At 41.6% G+C, this 17,850-nt stretch carries 11 protein-coding genes and 4 rRNA genes; 10 read left to right on the top strand and 5 right to left on the bottom strand.

Features of this window, described 5'->3' with window-relative positions; translation table 11 throughout:
• Entirely contained in the window at positions 1-243 is a 243-nt protein-coding gene (locus tag ATS72_RS08095; protein WP_006794260.1) for an exodeoxyribonuclease VII small subunit, read from the bottom strand.
• Between the two features lie 294 nt (positions 244-537).
• On the opposite strand from ATS72_RS08095, the gene pomA reads away from it, so the two are divergent.
• From pomA to ATS72_RS08080, 3 genes are all read left to right on the top strand, one after another.
• The gene (pomA, locus tag ATS72_RS08090; RefSeq protein ID WP_008132143.1) at positions 538-1,305 is read left to right on the top strand and encodes a flagellar motor protein PomA; all 768 of its coding nucleotides are present in this window, start codon (positions 538-540) and stop codon (positions 1,303-1,305) included.
• A 2-nt stretch (positions 1,306-1,307) separates the two neighbouring features.
• A complete protein-coding gene (locus ATS72_RS08085; protein ID WP_006794258.1) occupies positions 1,308-2,228 on the top strand; it encodes a flagellar motor protein MotB in 921 nt (306 codons plus the stop codon).
• A 159-nt stretch (positions 2,229-2,387) separates the two neighbouring features.
• Entirely contained in the window at positions 2,388-4,328 is a 1,941-nt protein-coding gene (locus ATS72_RS08080) for a DNA topoisomerase III (RefSeq protein ID WP_058430266.1), read from the top strand.
• A 22-nt stretch (positions 4,329-4,350) separates the two neighbouring features.
• On the opposite strand, the gene ATS72_RS08075 is transcribed toward ATS72_RS08080, so the two are convergent.
• Positions 4,351-5,664: a M20 metallopeptidase family protein gene (locus ATS72_RS08075; RefSeq protein WP_058430267.1), complete on the bottom strand. Its 1,314-nt coding sequence runs from the start codon at positions 5,662-5,664 to the stop codon at positions 4,351-4,353.
• Between the two features lie 112 nt (positions 5,665-5,776).
• On the opposite strand from ATS72_RS08075, the gene ATS72_RS08070 reads away from it, so the two are divergent.
• The 6 genes from ATS72_RS08070 (at position 5,777) to glsB (ending at position 13,999) form a co-directional block, all read left to right on the top strand.
• Positions 5,777-6,634 (top strand): tetratricopeptide repeat protein, encoded by an 858-nt coding sequence (locus tag ATS72_RS08070; RefSeq protein ID WP_006794254.1) that lies wholly within the window; start codon positions 5,777-5,779, stop codon positions 6,632-6,634.
• 614 nt (positions 6,635-7,248) lie between these two features.
• Positions 7,249-8,784: ribosomal RNA gene (locus ATS72_RS08065) — 16S ribosomal RNA — on the top strand.
• Positions 8,785-9,080: 296 nt separating this feature from the next.
• A 23S ribosomal RNA gene (locus ATS72_RS08060) occupies positions 9,081-11,966 on the top strand.
• A gap of 145 nt (positions 11,967-12,111) precedes the next feature.
• Positions 12,112-12,226: ribosomal RNA gene (rrf, locus tag ATS72_RS08055) — 5S ribosomal RNA — on the top strand.
• 59 nt (positions 12,227-12,285) lie between these two features.
• Positions 12,286-12,400 (top strand): 5S ribosomal RNA (rrf, locus tag ATS72_RS08050).
• Together the 16S, 23S and 5S rRNA genes form the textbook arrangement of a ribosomal RNA operon.
• Before the next feature lie 675 nt (positions 12,401-13,075).
• Positions 13,076-13,999 (top strand): glutaminase B, encoded by a 924-nt coding sequence (glsB, locus tag ATS72_RS08045; protein WP_058430210.1) that lies wholly within the window; start codon positions 13,076-13,078, stop codon positions 13,997-13,999.
• 15 nt (positions 14,000-14,014) lie between these two features.
• Here the strand turns inward: glsB and ATS72_RS08040 are convergent, their stop codons facing one another.
• Positions 14,015-15,319, bottom strand: coding sequence for an inosine/guanosine kinase (locus tag ATS72_RS08040; protein ID WP_010556927.1), 1,305 nt, complete (start codon positions 15,317-15,319; stop codon positions 14,015-14,017).
• 178 nt (positions 15,320-15,497) lie between these two features.
• On the opposite strand from ATS72_RS08040, the gene tadA reads away from it, so the two are divergent.
• Complete coding sequence (gene tadA / locus ATS72_RS08035; RefSeq protein ID WP_058430209.1) at positions 15,498-15,995, top strand: tRNA adenosine(34) deaminase TadA; 498 nt, start codon at positions 15,498-15,500, stop codon at positions 15,993-15,995.
• A gap of 8 nt (positions 15,996-16,003) precedes the next feature.
• On the opposite strand, the gene ATS72_RS18835 is transcribed toward tadA, so the two are convergent.
• Together ATS72_RS18835 and mltF are read right to left on the bottom strand one after the other, a co-directional pair.
• On the bottom strand, positions 16,004-16,171 hold the full coding sequence (locus ATS72_RS18835) for a hypothetical protein (RefSeq protein ID WP_006791597.1): 168 nt from the start codon (positions 16,169-16,171) through the stop codon (positions 16,004-16,006).
• A gap of 179 nt (positions 16,172-16,350) precedes the next feature.
• Positions 16,351-17,766 (bottom strand): membrane-bound lytic murein transglycosylase MltF, encoded by a 1,416-nt coding sequence (gene mltF, locus ATS72_RS08030; protein ID WP_058430208.1) that lies wholly within the window; start codon positions 17,764-17,766, stop codon positions 16,351-16,353.
• Positions 17,767-17,850 lie beyond the last annotated feature (84 nt).

Below are 17,850 nucleotides of genomic sequence, written 5' to 3'. Positions count from 1 at the left end.
CTATTCCATATCATTATTAAAGTTTGTAAGTGCTGACTTTTCGCTATTGCCCATTAAAATAGAAACTTTTTGTTCTGCTTGCTGTAGTTTTTCAGATGACGCACCAGCGAGTGCAATACCACGCTCGAACTGCTTTAATGATTGTTCAAGCGATAAATCACCTTGTTCCATTTCACTAACAATTGTTGATAATTCTTCTAGTGCTTTTTCGAAACTTAAGTTTTCAGGTTTTTTAGTCGCCATCTTTATTTCAGCTTACATGATAAATTTAGGAGCCAATTTTAGGGGGAATGCTAAACTAGGTCAAAGGATGATATGAGTTTTTTACATTTAGCACGATTAATCGCGTGTTAATCAGTGTTATTAGTCAGGAAAACTCGATAATTAGGCAGAGCGTCTAACTTGATATAAAATAATAAATATAACTTTTATGTTTATTTTCAAAAATGACTTAAGCAATTCAGTATGTTGCCGATAAGCAGTTAATAATAAAAAGTTTATGATAAGGCATTTAAACATGAAATCTCTGGAGGAAATGTGGATTTAGCAACCATAATAGGGATCCTAGGCGCAATAGGCTTAATTGTCATGTCTATGTTTATGAGTAGTAGCGGTGAAATGGGCATGTTTGCCGATGCGCCTTCAAGTGTAATTGTATTTGGTGGCTCGCTGTTTATTGTTTTATCAAACTTTACTATGTCTCAGTTTTTAGGGATAGGTAAGGTGGTTGGTAAGGCATTCATGTTTAAAATTGAGTCGCCTGAAGAGTTAATAGAAAAAGCAGTAGAGCTTGCGGACTCTGCTCGTAAAGGTGGCTTTTTAGCGCTCGAAGAAGCTGAAATCCCAAACCCATTTATGCGTAAAGGCGTTGACATGCTTGTTGACGGTCATGACGCAGATGTTGTACGCGCCACACTTCAAAAAGATATTTCCCTAACCACCACCCGTCATGAACTAGGTGCTGGCTTATTTAAAGCACTTGCCGACATAGCTCCCGCAATGGGAATGATTGGTACATTGATAGGCCTCGTTGCCATGTTATCAAACATGGACGACCCCAAAGCTATTGGACCTGCAATGGCTGTGGCACTATTGACCACTTTGTATGGTGCATTTTTGGCGAATGTAGTAGCAATTCCGATTCAGGTAAAACTCGAGCTGCGTAAAGACGAAGAAGCGATGAATCAGCGTTTAATTCTTGATGCTATTTTAGGAATTCAAGATGGTCAAAACCCCAAAGTTATTGAAGGTATTTTGAAAAACTACTTGGCTGAGTCTAAACGTAAAGTTGATACCGAGGAGTAACCATGTCTGATGAAGAGTGCAAATGCCCACCCCCCGGTTTGCCTGCTTGGATGGGTACATTTGCTGATTTAATGTCGCTATTAATGTGCTTTTTTGTACTCTTATTGGCATTCTCAGAAATGGATGTACTTAAATTTAAACAAATTGCAGGTTCTATGAAGTTTGCTTTTGGTGTGCAAAATAAAATCGAAGTTAAAGATATCCCAAAAGGGACATCGGTTATCGCTATGGAATTTACTCCAGGTAAGCCAGAGCCTACACCAATTGAAACTATCCAACAGCAAACCGTTGAAATGACCCAGCAAATGCTAGAGTTTCAGGCTGGTGATGAAAGTTCAGCGGGCGGCAGGCAAGAACAGCGAGGCGATAAACGTGGCGGTGAATCTAGAAGTACCTCACAAGAGCAGTCATCAGAACAAGCAATATCCGCTGCAGATCAAGAGCAAACAAATGAGCTAGTTAAAAAAATAGCGCAGCAGTTAGAAAGGCAAATAATAGATGGTGCAATAGAACTTGAATCATTAGGTCAGCAAATTATTATTCGTATTAGAGAAAATGGCTCGTTTCCTTCGGGCAGTGCTTTTTTACAACCTAAGTTTAAACCGATTATTCAAGACATTGGCGAACTTTTAAAAGATGTACCAGGTGAAATTACAGTATCAGGGCATACAGATGATTTTCAGGTATCAAATGAGTTATATGTAAATAACTGGGATTTGTCGTCTAAGCGTGCAGTGGCTGTTGCTAGCGAATTGCAAACAGTTCAAGGGTTTGATAAAACACGAATGATGGTTGTAGGGCGAGCTGAAACTCGGCCGCTTGTGCCTAACGAGACAAATGAAGACCGACGCCGGAATCGCCGAGTTGAAATATCTATATTACAAGGTAAGGCAAAAGAGTCAGACCCTATTGATGTGAGGTAATGCTCAAATTATAAAGCTGGGCTTGATTAGTAGCCCAGCTTTGAGTTTACAAATTATTACCAGTCTCTATTTATTGAACCTGACAATAAATCAAAAACTCTCCCTCTTTAAAATAGTTATGCTAAACTACTGTTTATATAACCAGTTGTAGGCCGGCGCATGAAACTCTACATCGCAGAAAAACCATCACTTGGACGTGCAATTGCAGATGCGCTCCCAAAACCACATAAAAAATACGACGGTTACATTGAAGTCGCCAATGGTGATTGTGTTTCGTGGTGTATTGGCCATTTGTTAGAACAAGCTGAACCTGATGATTACGATGAACGCTATAAAAAATGGCAATTAGAACATCTCCCTATAGTACCTGAGCAATGGCGGTTAAAAGCTAAACCTAAAACTCGTAAGCAATTAACTATTTTAAAAAAGCTAATCAAACAGGCATCAACGTTAGTTCATGCTGGAGATCCCGACCGTGAAGGGCAGTTACTTGTAGATGAAGTGATAGAACAAGCCAAAATAAGCAAAGCTAAAAAGCAAGGTATTCAGCGTCTACTTATAAGCGATTTAAACTTAGCTGCAGTTAAAAAAGCGCTTAGTAGTATGCACTCTAATCGGGAATTTATTCCACTAAGTGTATCAGCACTTGCACGTTCACGAGCTGATTGGCTTTTTGGTATGAACCTCACTCGGGCTTATACTTTAGCGGGACAAAAGGCAGGGTTTGGTAATGTACTCTCAGTTGGGCGCGTACAAACGCCAATTTTGGGCTTAGTGGTAAATCGTGACACAGAAATAGCTAATTTTATATCAAAACCATTTTATGAGGTGCTAGCTAGTTTAGTTACTCCTGAGAAGCAGGTATTTAAAGCAAAGTGGGTACCGAGTAAAGCTTGCGAACCTTATCAAGATGAAGAGGGGCGAGTGCTAAATAAAGCATTGGCCGAAAACGTGGCTTCGCGTATCACTAATCAAACAGGAGAGGTGACATCGCTTGAACAAAAACAAAAAAAGCAAAGTGCACCTCTACCTTATAATCTATCAGCACTGCAAATAGATGCAGCAAAGGCATTTGGTATGGCTGCCCAACAGGTGCTTGATATTTGCCAAACACTTTATGAGCGCCATAAATTAATTACTTATCCTCGCTCAGATAATCGATATTTGCCTAAAGAACATCATTTAGATGCACCTTCAATTTTAAAAGCAATTGCAACTAATGACGGTCAAAAAGTGGAGTTAGTAAATGGTGCAAATAATAAGCAGCGCAGTAAGTGCTTTAATGACTCAAAAGTAGCTGCGCATCACGCTATAGTACCTACGGCAAAGCAATTAAAGTCAGCTAGCTTAGCCAAGGATGAAGCAAAAGTGTATCAGCTTATTTGTAGGCATTATTTGATTCAGTTTTACCCAGACTATATTTATAACGAAACTAAAGCAGAGGTGACAATTGCTGGTGGGTTATTTAAAGCCAACGCTAAACAAGAAGTCAGTTTGGGGTTTAAGGTATTAATGGGTAAATCAGAATTAAAAGAAGAGGCTACTTTACCTTACCTTGAAAAAGGGATGGACCTGGTATGTACACAAGGTGATGTAGTAGAAAAGCTTACTTCACCTCCCGCTCATTTTACTGATGCAACTTTACTAGGTGCTATGACGGGGATTAGCCGTTATGTAAAAGATCCACATATCAAAAAAATATTAAAAGATACTGATGGTTTAGGTACAGAGGCTACTCGTGCAGGCATTATAGAGTTGTTATTTAAACGGCGTTTTTTAAAGCGTGAAGGCAAAACAATCAAAGCCACCGAAACAGGCCTTGCATTAATTAGTGTTTTGCCTGAAGGTTTAGCAAGTCCTGACTTAACAGCAAAGTGGGAGGCGAGTTTAGGCAGCATTGCTCAACAAGCAATGAGCTACCAACAATTTTTACAACCGCTGCTGGTGGAGCTTGAAGGCTTTGTAATGCAAGCAGCTAATTGCGATAGCCATGTATTTTCAAAACTGCCCCAAACACCGCCTAAAAATCGTTTTGCCAAGCGCAGTAAAAAAGCACCATTTAAAAAATCTAATTATAAAAAGAGCTCAACAAAAGTTTAATGGCTGAGCCCTTAAGTGGGATTTATTTTGTATTAAATAATGCAACTGCCGCATTACTCATGGCTTTTATACCAGTAGGTAAAGCTACTTTATAATCTGGTGCAAATTTACTTGAGTGCAATGAAGGAAGTGTTTCGTTATTTTTCATCGCTTTTGCATATTGTTGTTGGTTAACTCCGCCTAACCAAAATAATGTAATTGGGATATTTTCGTCGGTACGGCCATAAAGACCAAAGTCTTCACCTGCCATTACGGCTTGGGTTTCAAGTACGTTTGTGTCGCCTATCGCATTTTTAATAGCACTTCGCACTATATTAGTCTGCGAAGGATTATTATAAGTAGATGGAATTGATTCATCCTCATGGACTATAACAGCAGGGTAATCGCTTTCATCTAGCCCTGCGCTTTGCGCAATACCTGCGGTTATGCGTTTTATTGCAGCAATTTGTGCATTGCGTACATCTGGGTTGTAACTACGCAGTGTAAGTTGCAGTTTCACTTCATCAGAAATAACATTATGTTTAGAGCCGCCATGTATAGAGCCGACTGTTATAACAGATGGTTCTAAAGGTGAAAGTTCGCGACTTGTAATCGTTTGCAAAGCAAGTACTGTGCGCGCAGAAATAACTACCGGGTCAATAGTGGTATGAGGGTACGCGCCATGGCCGCCTTTACCTTTTATATTAATATCAACAGAATCCACACTTGCCATGGTATATTCATTTTTCATAGTTACTTTACCCGCAGGTACACTGGCACTAACATGCAATGCAATAACGTGGTCGGGCTTTGCGTATTTACTAAATAAACCCTCATTTAGCATCGCTTTAGCTCCACCTCCAACCTCTTCTGCAGGTTGTGCAACCATCATTAATGTACCTTTCCATTTATTTTTATGAGTAATGAGTTGCTCGGCAGTGCCTATAAATGAGCTCATATGAATATCATGGCCACAGCCATGCATAACACCAACTTTTGCACCATGCTCGTCAATAACTTTTACAGTTGAAGCGTAGGGTTTACCTGTTTGCTCGGTAATAGGTAAGCCGTCCGTATCTGTGCGTATCATAACTGTTGGGCCATTGCCATTTTTAAAAATACCAACAACACCATACCCACCTACATTTTCTGTAACCTCGAATCCAAGCATATTAAGCTTGTTAGCTATTTTTTTACCTGTCTTTTTTTCGCTGTATGAAAGTTCTGGCGATTGATGTAAATCGAGGTAAAACTTTTCAATACTAGGCATTGTTTTGTTTAGGTCTAGGTCAAGTCCTTTAGCTTGCAAAAGCGGAGCTGCAAATAAAAATGCAGCGCTAAGGTAAGATAGTTTCATGATTTGCCTCATTAATTGATTATGTATGCCGAGTGATTTAGTTATACGACTTGTATTTATTATGTTAATCACCATATAAAACCCTAAATAGATAAGTATGGCAATCAATTCAATGAGTAATATAGTAAGTATTAATGCACAAAATCTTCAGCAGGTCCTTGGGGAAACATCACAACAAAAATTAGTATTACTTAACTTTTTCTCACCTCAAAGTCCTGATTGTATTGGGCAGGCTGCAATTTTAGATAAAATAGCGGCTGAATATACAAGCCATATAGTAATAGCAAATTTAGATTGTGATGCAGAGCAAGCATTAGCTTCACAATTAGCACAACAGGTTGGCTTACAAACGCTGCCTACGCTTGTGCTATTAAAAGACTCTGCCCCTGTCGATTTGCTTGCAGGTACCCAAACTGAGTCACAAATACGGGAAGCCCTATCTAAGCACTTACCTGCTCAACAGGATTTGCTATTAGAACAAGCTAAGCAGGCTCTACTTAAATCAGACCTCAATGCAGCGTTTAATTATGCAAAGCAAGCATACGAAATAGATAATACTAATGTACGTATTAAATTAGTGCTTGCAGATATTTGTATTCAAATTCACAAATTAGATGAAGCTCAAGCATTAATAGAAACGATTGATTCGCAAGATCAAGATGCGTACTTCAATAACATCAAAGCAAAATGCGAAGCTGCTTTAGATGCAAAAGATTCTCCAGAGATACAACAAAAGCAACAGCAAGTAGATAAGTATCCGAACGATTTAGAACTTAAAGAAGAGCTCAGTGCTTTATTAAACGAAGCAGGAAGAAAAGAAGAGGCTTTAGAAGTGCTATTCAAAGTACTACAAAAGGACCTTAACTATAACGAAGCTAAACCAAGCTTTTTAGCTATAATAGCTTCTCTACCAGATGGCGATGCGCTCGCAGCTAAATATCGTAGAAAGCTATACAGTATTTTATATTAAAAGCTGACTATAAGTTCGGCTAAATAAAAGCACCTTTATTAAAGGTGCTTTTTTATTGATAACTCTTAGATGTTAAAGCAGAGAAAATCAGCTTAAAAAGTAAAGTTATACACAGGGTTTTGTGAGTAACTTGTGTTTAGGGTGTGCGCTTGCTTTGGGTGCAATTTAAATCGCTTTTTTAGTTAAAAAAGGCTTGCGTTAAATTCGTGGCTCCCTATAATGCGACCCCACTGAGACGGCAGAGCAGGCAACGCTTAGCGAGGCAAGCAAACCACTTAGTGAGTCGAGTAAAACTTAAGTTTAGATTTTTATAAAACTTAAAATTAAGTGTTGACAAAAATACAGGAAAGCGTAAGATTCGCTTCCCTTGAGTCGCTAAGGCAACTCAAACGTTCTTTAACAATATAAAGCAATCATCTGTGTGGGCACTCGTACAGATTGAGTTCTAACAGCCAAGCTACTTAGGTAGTGAGGCAAACAAATTAGAGTCTCAATTGAAACTGAGTGACCAACAGAATAATTACTTAGGTAGTTATTCAGCACAGTCAATTCAATATCGAAAGATATTAAATAAATTCAGAATTCATTGAGCTGTCGAAAGACACAAAACTTTTTAATTGAAGAGTTTGATCATGGCTCAGATTGAACGCTGGCGGCAGGCCTAACACATGCAAGTCGAGCGGTAACAGAAAGTAGCTTGCTACTTTGCTGACGAGCGGCGGACGGGTGAGTAATGCTTGGGAACATGCCTTGAGGTGGGGGACAACAGTTGGAAACGACTGCTAATACCGCATAATGTCTACGGACCAAAGGGGGCTTCGGCTCTCGCCTTTAGATTGGCCCAAGTGGGATTAGCTAGTTGGTGAGGTAATGGCTCACCAAGGCAACGATCCCTAGCTGGTTTGAGAGGATGATCAGCCACACTGGAACTGAGACACGGTCCAGACTCCTACGGGAGGCAGCAGTGGGGAATATTGCACAATGGGCGAAAGCCTGATGCAGCCATGCCGCGTGTGTGAAGAAGGCCTTCGGGTTGTAAAGCACTTTCAGTCAGGAGGAAAGGGTGTGAGTTAATACCTCATATCTGTGACGTTACTGACAGAAGAAGCACCGGCTAACTCCGTGCCAGCAGCCGCGGTAATACGGAGGGTGCGAGCGTTAATCGGAATTACTGGGCGTAAAGCGTACGCAGGCGGTTTGTTAAGCGAGATGTGAAAGCCCCGGGCTCAACCTGGGAACTGCATTTCGAACTGGCAAACTAGAGTGTGATAGAGGGTGGTAGAATTTCAGGTGTAGCGGTGAAATGCGTAGAGATCTGAAGGAATACCGATGGCGAAGGCAGCCACCTGGGTCAACACTGACGCTCATGTACGAAAGCGTGGGGAGCAAACGGGATTAGATACCCCGGTAGTCCACGCCGTAAACGATGTCTACTAGAAGCTCGGAACCTCGGTTCTGTTTTTCAAAGCTAACGCATTAAGTAGACCGCCTGGGGAGTACGGCCGCAAGGTTAAAACTCAAATGAATTGACGGGGGCCCGCACAAGCGGTGGAGCATGTGGTTTAATTCGATGCAACGCGAAGAACCTTACCTACACTTGACATACAGAGAACTTTCTAGAGATAGATTGGTGCCTTCGGGAACTCTGATACAGGTGCTGCATGGCTGTCGTCAGCTCGTGTTGTGAGATGTTGGGTTAAGTCCCGCAACGAGCGCAACCCCTATCCTTAGTTGCTAGCAGGTAATGCTGAGAACTCTAAGGAGACTGCCGGTGATAAACCGGAGGAAGGTGGGGACGACGTCAAGTCATCATGGCCCTTACGTGTAGGGCTACACACGTGCTACAATGGCGCATACAGAGTGCTGCGAACCTGCGAAGGTAAGCGAATCACTTAAAGTGCGTCGTAGTCCGGATTGGAGTCTGCAACTCGACTCCATGAAGTCGGAATCGCTAGTAATCGCGTATCAGAATGACGCGGTGAATACGTTCCCGGGCCTTGTACACACCGCCCGTCACACCATGGGAGTGGGTTGCTCCAGAAGTAGATAGTCTAACCCTCGGGAGGACGTTTACCACGGAGTGATTCATGACTGGGGTGAAGTCGTAACAAGGTAGCCCTAGGGGAACCTGGGGCTGGATCACCTCCTTATACGATTTAGAACTTATTTGTTCGTAGTGTCCACACAGATGATTGTTAATTAGTTAAGCCACTGGCTTAGTTAATTAATATGCTCTTTAAAAATTTGGAAAAGCTGATAATAAAATTCGTATGAATAACATTGTTATTTGTACAGAGTTTTCAAAAGTAAAAAAGAATGATAGCAGTATCATTCAGTGCCATTTAATCACTCTTATGAGTTGATTGATTGGTATCTACTTTAGTATTCAATATTAACTTCTGGCGAAGTTAAACTGTCACAAAACAAAGACCCGTTTGGGTTGTATGGTTAAGTGACTAAGCGTACACGGTGGATGCCTTGGCAGTTGGAGGCGATGAAGGACGTATTAACTTGCGATAAGCCTAGTCAAGCTAGTAAAAAGCACTTGAGACTAGGATTTCCGAATGGGGAAACCCACCTGCTTGCAGGTATCGTTAACTGAATACATAGGTTAACGAGGCGAACGCGGAGAACTGAAACATCTAAGTACCCGTAGGAAAAGAAATCAACCGAGATTCCGAAAGTAGCGGCGAGCGAAATCGGAACAGCCCTTAAGCTTATTATGTGTTAATGGAAGGCTCTGGAAAGTGCCACGATACAGGGTGATAGTCCCGTACATGAAAAGACATTTTAAGTGAAATCGAGTAGGTCGGAGCACGTGAAACTTTGACTGAATATAGGTGGACCATCATCTAAGGCTAAATACTCCCAACTGACCGATAGTGAACCAGTACCGTGAGGGAAAGGCGAAAAGAACCCCTGTGAGGGGAGTGAAATAGAACCTGAAACCGTGTACGTACAAGCAGTAGGAGCAGACTTGTTCTGTGACTGCGTACCTTTTGTATAATGGGTCAGCGACTTATATTTTGTAGCGAGGTTAACCGATTAGGGTAGCCGTAGGGAAACCGAGTCTTAACTGGGCGAATAGTTGCAAGGTATAGACCCGAAACCCGGTGATCTAGCCATGGGCAGGTTGAAGGTTGAGTAACATCAACTGGAGGACCGAACCCACTAACGTTGAAAAGTTAGGGGATGACCTGTGGCTAGGAGTGAAAGGCTAATCAAACCGGGAGATAGCTGGTTCTCCCCGAAATCTATTTAGGTAGAGCCTCGGACGAATACTTACGGGGGTAGAGCACTGTTAAGGCTAGGGGGTCATCCCGACTTACCAACCCTTTGCAAACTCCGAATACCGTAAAGTAATATCCGGGAGACACACGGCGGGTGCTAACGTCCGTCGTGAAGAGGGAAACAACCCAGACCGCCAGCTAAGGTCCCAAAGTCATAGTTAAGTGGGAAACGATGTGGAAAGGCCCAGACAGCCAGGAGGTTGGCTTAGAAGCAGCCATCCTTTAAAGAAAGCGTAATAGCTCACTGGTCGAGTCGGTCTGCGCGGAAGATGTAACGGGGCTAAACTATGCACCGAAGCTGCGGATTCATCTTAGGATGAGTGGTAGGGGAGCGTTCTGTAAGCGGTTGAAGGTGTACCGGGAGGTATGCTGGACGTATCAGAAGTGCGAATGCTGACATGAGTAACGATAATGCGGGTGAAAAACCCGCACGCCGGAAGACCAAGGGTTCCTATCCCATGTTAATCAGGGTAGGGTAAGTCGACCCCTAAGGCGAGGCCGAAAGGCGTAGTCGATGGGAAACGGATTAATATTTCCGTACTTGGTATAATTGCGATGGGGGGACGGAGAAGGCTAAGCAAGCATGGCGATGGTTGTCCATGTGAAAGTGAGTAGGGCGTTTGTTTAGGTAAATCCGGACGAACACTAAACCTGAGACACGAGACGAGCTACTACGGTAGTGAAGTTGCTGATGCCATACTTCCAGGAAAAGCCTCTAAGCTTCAGATTATACCGAATCGTACCCCAAACCGACACAGGTGGTCAGGTAGAGAATACTAAGGCGCTTGAGAGAACTCGGGTGAAGGAACTAGGCAAAATCGTACCGTAACTTCGGGAGAAGGTACGCTCCTATCTGTGATGAGACTTGCTCTCTAAGCGGACGGGAGCCGCAGTGACCAGGTGGCTGGGACTGTTTATTAAAAACACAGCACTGTGCAAAATCGCAAGATGACGTATACGGTGTGACACCTGCCCGGTGCCGGAAGGTTAATTGATGGGGTTATCTTCGGAGAAGCTCTTGATCGAAGCCCCGGTAAACGGCGGCCGTAACTATAACGGTCCTAAGGTAGCGAAATTCCTTGTCGGGTAAGTTCCGACCTGCACGAATGGTGTAACCATGGCCACGCTGTCTCCACCCGAGACTCAGTGAAATTGAAATCGCAGTGAAGATGCTGTGTACCCGCGGCTAGACGGAAAGACCCCGTGAACCTTTACTACAGCTTGGCACTGAACATTGAACCTACATGTGTAGGATAGGTGGGAGACTTTGAAGATGAGACGCTAGTCTTGTTGGAGTCGTCCTTGAAATACCACCCTTGTAGTTTTGATGTTCTAACGTTGGCCCCTGAATCGGGGTTACGGACAGTGCCTGGTGGGTAGTTTGACTGGGGCGGTCTCCTCCCAAAGAGTAACGGAGGAGCACGAAGGTTGGCTAAGTACGGTCGGACATCGTACGGTTAGTGTAATGGTAGAAGCCAGCTTAACTGCGAGACAGACACGTCGAGCAGGTACGAAAGTAGGTCATAGTGATCCGGTGGTTCTGAATGGAAGGGCCATCGCTCAACGGATAAAAGGTACTCCGGGGATAACAGGCTGATACCGCCCAAGAGTTCATATCGACGGCGGTGTTTGGCACCTCGATGTCGGCTCATCACATCCTGGGGCTGAAGTCGGTCCCAAGGGTATGGCTGTTCGCCATTTAAAGTGGTACGCGAGCTGGGTTTAGAACGTCGTGAGACAGTTCGGTCCCTATCTGCCGTGGGCGTTTGAGAATTGAGAGGGGTTGCTCCTAGTACGAGAGGACCGGAGTGAACGAACCGCTGGTGTTCGGGTTGTCATGCCAATGGCATTGCCCGGTAGCTACGTTCGGAACTGATAAGCGCTGAAAGCATCTAAGCGCGAAGCAGGCCTCGAGATGAGTTCTCACTAGACTTTTAAAGTCTCTGAAGGGCCGTTGAAGACTACAACGTTGATAGGCAAGATGTGGAAGTGGTGTGAGCCATTAAGCTAACTTGTACTAATTACCCGTGAGGCTTAACCATACAACGCCAAACGCGTTTTATGTGACAGTTAAGACAGAAGTTAATGACTAAAGTAGATATTACTGACAGAAAGACTTAAAAAATATTATCAGATATTTTCCAAATTCAGTTAGTACGTAGGAATACGGATTAACAACCAAATTTGCTTGGTGACAATAGCGTTTTGGACCCACCTGACTCCATGCCGAACTCAGTAGTGAAACGAAACAGCGCCGATGATAGTGTAGCATTTGCTATGTGAAAGTAGGACATTACCAGGCTTCAAATTCAGTCGAAGGACTTTAACCTTAATAAAAATAAGAAAATTGAAAAGAATTTTCTTGGTGACAATAGCGTTTTGGACCCACCTGATTCCATGCCGAACTCAGTAGTGAAACGAAACAGCGCCGATGATAGTGTAGCATTTGCTATGTGAAAGTAGGACATTACCAGGATCTAATTAAAGAAACCCGTTACAGCAATGTAACGGGTTTTTTGTTGTCTGGGGTTTAGTAAATTGGCGTTAAGCATACCGAGCTCAGTAACAATACCAATTCTAAAGTGAGCTTATATAAGACCGACCAACACAATGAAAGTATGCTATCAGCGATGTGACTTTTTATCCCTCGGATATTCAAGTGAGTGGTGTAACGACTTTAATTAAGCGAAGCCTGTTGCAGTAAAGTGACGCTTTTTGTATTTTGAAATGAAGTAAATCAATTAAGTTACAATTACAAGGCGAGCTTTACTAATTCGTATAATTAAAGGATCTAGTCTTAAGTAAGGTAATAATATAAACAACAAGGTTATATTATTTATCTCTGTCTAATAACTGATACCTTTAACCCTATTAGCGTCAGCTTTTCTACCTGGGATTGATTAAATATTACTGCTAAAGAGTTTAAGGTTTGGTGAGTAATAGCCTTATGTTTAGGTGATATAAATAGGTTATTAAATTTGCTAATTAGTGGTATTTATTATTAATTGTTTTTTCTTGTTGTTTGACCTCGCTTTAGAATGTTTATTGCGAATATAATTCACAATACAATTAATTTCATCTAACTAAACTAGCTCGTTTAATCTGAGGCATGGTAATATTTTCATTTAGCTAAATCTATTTGAGGTGTTAATTGCCTACTACAGATTACCAACGTGTATTAAATGAAATTACTCAAGAAGTCGCCCCTTTACTGTCTAAAGGGAAAGTAGCCGATTATATCCCTGCACTTGCTGAGGTTGACCCTGAGCAGTTTTCTATTGCCATATACACTACTGAGGGTATAACCATTTGCGCAGGTGATTGTTCTCAGCGATTTACCATTCAGTCAGTATCTAAAGTGATGACATTAACCATGGCGTTACAGCGTTATGGTGATGAACTTTGGAACAGGGTAGGTAAGGAGCCCTCTGGTACAGCGTTTAACTCGCTTACGCAACTTGAATTTGAAAAAGGTGTGCCGCGTAACCCATTCATAAATGCGGGTGCTATTGTTACTTGTGATGCGCTTTATAGCCGATTGTCTGCACCTATGCACTCGATGCTCGAAACATTCAGATTACTATCAGGTAATCGCGGCATTGTGATTGATAAAAAAGTGGCTAATTCTGAGTATGAATTTAGACACCGCAATGCTGCTATGGCGCATTTGATGAAATCGTTTGGTAATTTTGAGAATGACGTTGATGATGTGCTTTGGTCGTATTTCAACTTTTGCTCTATTGAGCTTAATTGTGTTGAACTCGCTAAGGCATATAGTTTTTTGGCAAATAAAGGAGTTGATCAGCTATCTGGTGAGCAGGTTTTAAGTAGTCGTCAAAATAAACAGCTTAATTCACTATTATTTACCAGTGGTTTATATGATGCTGCGGGTGATTTTGGGTATAGGGTCGGTATGCCAGGTAAATCAGGGGTGTCAGGAACTATTCTTGCGGTATTACCTAACAAGTTTACAGTAGCCGTTTATTCCCCAGGGCTTAATTCGTTTGGTAACTCAGTAGCAGGAATAGCAGCATTAGAGCTGCTATCTAAAAAGCTTGATATTTCTATCTTTTAGAGAGATAAAGGGAGCTTATTGCTCCCAATAAACCTGTTCTAAACAATCTTCACGCTCAGGTAAACCACGCGATAAGCGGGGAGAGTGCTGAACAAGTACTTCATAACTTGCTCTGTTTGCATATTTACTAATTTGTGCAAGAGATGAGTATGTAATAGCTTGTTGATCGTGCTTTGCTGAGTTAGCGACATTAAGCTTATGATAAACATTTGCTGATAAGTCATGTAGTACAGCAGCGAGTGCACAATCGCCAGCGCCATTTGTATTTTTGATTGAGTCAGGTCCGCCCATAAAAGGAGCCGTATGGCTGTATGCTCTTATAGGGTTTTCGCAATCTGCTTTACGCATAGCGCGTGAAAATTCATAGCGATTAAAGTCTGCAATAGCACCAGGTAGTAATGGGTATTCGGTTTCACGTTTAAAGCTGTCGTCAACATGGCCTGCCATGAATAGCCCTTTTTCACCTGCAGTGCATATAACAAGATCTACCCAGTCTAGTGCTTTGTCTGCTGCTAAAAGCGGGTCTTCAAACCCTGTAATAGCAAAGCCTTCTTCTTCGTTCATAGCAAGAATATCTACATGCTTTTCAACAAAGTTTGCCCACCAAGCAGGGTCTTGCTCAATTAAGAATTTAGTGCCGAGTGTAAGAACAACAGGCACGCCAGCATCGTTAGCATATTTAACTGCTTGCATAGTCGCATCAGTCATAGTTTCGTCATCTTGTGTTCGCATAAGGTATGCACTAATGACTAAAGCCGATGAGTTTTCTATCAACGATTTATCTATTGATTCTGGACGAAGGTAATTCATTAAACCCGCACTGATTGCAAAGGTGCGTTCGCCCGTTTCGTCAATAAGAGTGAAACAACGGCCTATTGGACCATCAACAGGTTGTAAATAGTCTAAGTCTACACGGCTTGAGGTATTACATAAAAAGCGGTATGCGTAACTGCCAATTTTAATGTTTTCACTCATTACGCCTAATAAAACAGAGCGATCATCTGCAAGTACAGAATAGTTGTGCATTGTGTTACCAATGGTTCCACCTGCAAATTCATAATCAACCATGTCGTTTAATTTTAAGCGGTCGTAAAGAGCATTTGTTATGTCACTGTCTATAACTTGTGACATGCCTCTGCGTAGTTGAAACTCATCAAGGAAAGCTTGATCAACTTTTGCTTCTATATCAACAACTATTTGATCGATACCCGTAATATAGCTACGTTGTAATCTATCTGTTGCGTTAAGTTGATTAGTTAGTGGATCTTTGGCTTCCACTGGAAAATAATGTTTATGCCTGCGGCGTCCAGGAAATTTCATTCGCTACCCGTGTTGTGAGCTAAATAAAAAAAGCGAGAGATTATAACGTAAATCAGCGTCAGTGAGCCATTATTAACAGCTAAATAGTGTTTTATTTTTGCAATAAAGTAATCATTGCCGCGCTTTAGGATGTTAACTAGGTATAATTAAAGCATAAAACGTAATTTAAGAAGAAATAATGAACAAGCCATTTGACGACGCTTATTGGATGGAACAAGCGCTTTTGTATGCAAAACAAGCCGAGCAGCTTAATGAGATCCCAGTAGGTGCTGTTTTAGTAAAAGATAATCAACTTATAGCATCTGGATACAATCGTTCTATAACTGATAATGACCCTTCAGCTCATGCCGAAATGATTGCAGTACGAGAAGCTGGCAAAGCACTCAATAATTATCGCTTAATTGACTGCACGTTATATGTAACACTTGAGCCATGCTCTATGTGTGCAGGATTATTAGTGCATAGCAGAATAAAGCGTTTAGTATTTGGAGCTCCAGATGCAAAAACTGGTTCAGCTGGCTCTATTATGAATTTACTGCAGGAGCCAAGGCTTAACCATCAAGTTGAAGTTATTGGAGGGGTATTAGCCGATAAATGTGGTAACACTATATCTGAATTTTTTAAGCGAAGAAGGGAGCAAATTAAAGCAGCCAAGAAGGCTGCTCGTGGGGCTTAGAAATATTATTAATTGCCCGCTGGTATAGTGTCTTGTGCTTCCATTTGTTGCATAGCAAACATACGGCGACGCCAAATTATTTTTTTGTGTAAACCACGTAACATGATACGACGACGTGTTGCCGTTGAATAAATAACGTTTCTTTTTAATTTTTGTGTGCGTCTACGTTTTAGCATGTGTTCTCCTAATGCGTGAGAGTGAGAAAGGCACAAGATATATCTTTGAAAAAATTGAAATATACAATTACCACACATTAGTGATCATTTAATGACAAGTAAACAGATATTTTAGTTACCCACTACTTTGAAGCCGTAAACTTTCATAATTAATAAATATCGCATCAATCCATAATCCGCTATGGCGATTCATCTTGTTTTATATTGCTGCTTTCATCACGCTCTGTAGTGATATTTTCTTCGGTCATCGCATTATTTTCATCAAGCCATACCAGCGCGTCGTAGTATCTGCGAATATTATCAACATATTTTACAGCCACATCGCCACGGGCATAGCCATAACGTGTATTACGGTAATATCGCTTTTTGATTAATAGCGGTAAGCGTTTTTTTACATCGGCCCATTTATCTGGGCTTGCCCCTTGTTGTTGGGTGATAATCCGCGCGTCGTTCACATGACCCCAGCCAACATTATAAGCAGCCAAAGCAAGCCACATCCTGTCTGGTTGAGGAATTCTATCAGGAATACGGGTTATTAATTTGCTTAGATACTGAGCACCGCCACGAATATTTTGTTCAGGCTCGAGACGATTTGTTACACCAACTTGTTTAGCTGTAATGCGTGTAAGCATCATAATACCGCGAACTCCCGTTGGTGATTTAGCGCGAGGGTTCCACATCGACTCTTGGTAACTTAATGCAGCTAATAAACGCCAATCAAGATCTCCTGCGTATTGTTCAAACCATGGCTGATATGTAGGTAACGTTTCTTTTATTGCCTCTATGTAAGCTAATGTATTTACATAGTTAAACTGGCGTACATGACCAAAATATTTTTCTTCGAGTACATAAAGTTGGTTGTTTTGTTTTACTTCACCAAAAAATGGCACGAGCAGCGCATATAAAGAATCATCTTTTGACTTGCGAAGTATCCACGCAATTGGATCATTATGACTTACTGAGAAGCCAATGCTTAAATTAGGATGATACCGGCGAAATAACGAAAGAGTGTGGGAATCAGCAAGGGTGTAGTCTATTTCACCATCTATAACCGCTTGTAAAAGTTCTTCTTCGTCAAATTCTTCACTTTCATTCCAGCTGAGTGATGGGTTGTTTTTTTGAGCTTTTTGCAGGGTAAGTGAGTGGCTACTTTTTGCTATAACCGTAAAGTTTCCATCTAGATCGTCAAACTTACGAGGACGAACGCGGCCTTGTTTATATACTAATTTTTGACTGATTGTTCTGTAAGTTGGGCCATACCTATATTGCTCCGCACGCGTTTTGTTGTAAGTAAGTCCTGAGGCAATTAAGTCTAAGTCACCACTTTCAAGGCGATCAAACATATCAGATAAATTAAAAAAGGGGACTATTTCAAGTTCAACACCTAAGTAATCAGCAAAAGCCTGAGAAAGCTCATATTCAAAGCCTTGCTCGCCCTGAACTGCTTGATAATAATTGCTCGCACTTGCTAACGTGCCAACACGTATTTTGTTTTGCTCTTTGATGTGGGCAAGTTGAGTTGGCTGTTCCTGCATATTACATGCACATAACAGCATAACTAAAGTGATGATTATTATTAGCTTTTCTTTGAACATTGAGTGCCCCTTTAACACGCTAACACCCGTTATAACAAAACTTAGCCATTTCGTCACTTTCCCTTTTATTTTATTAGCTAAAAC

The organism is Pseudoalteromonas sp. 13-15, assembly GCF_001468205.2.
GTDB classification, from domain to species: domain Bacteria; phylum Pseudomonadota; class Gammaproteobacteria; order Enterobacterales; family Alteromonadaceae; genus Pseudoalteromonas; species Pseudoalteromonas marina.
This window is presented reverse-complemented; position numbering and strand designations above follow the sequence as displayed.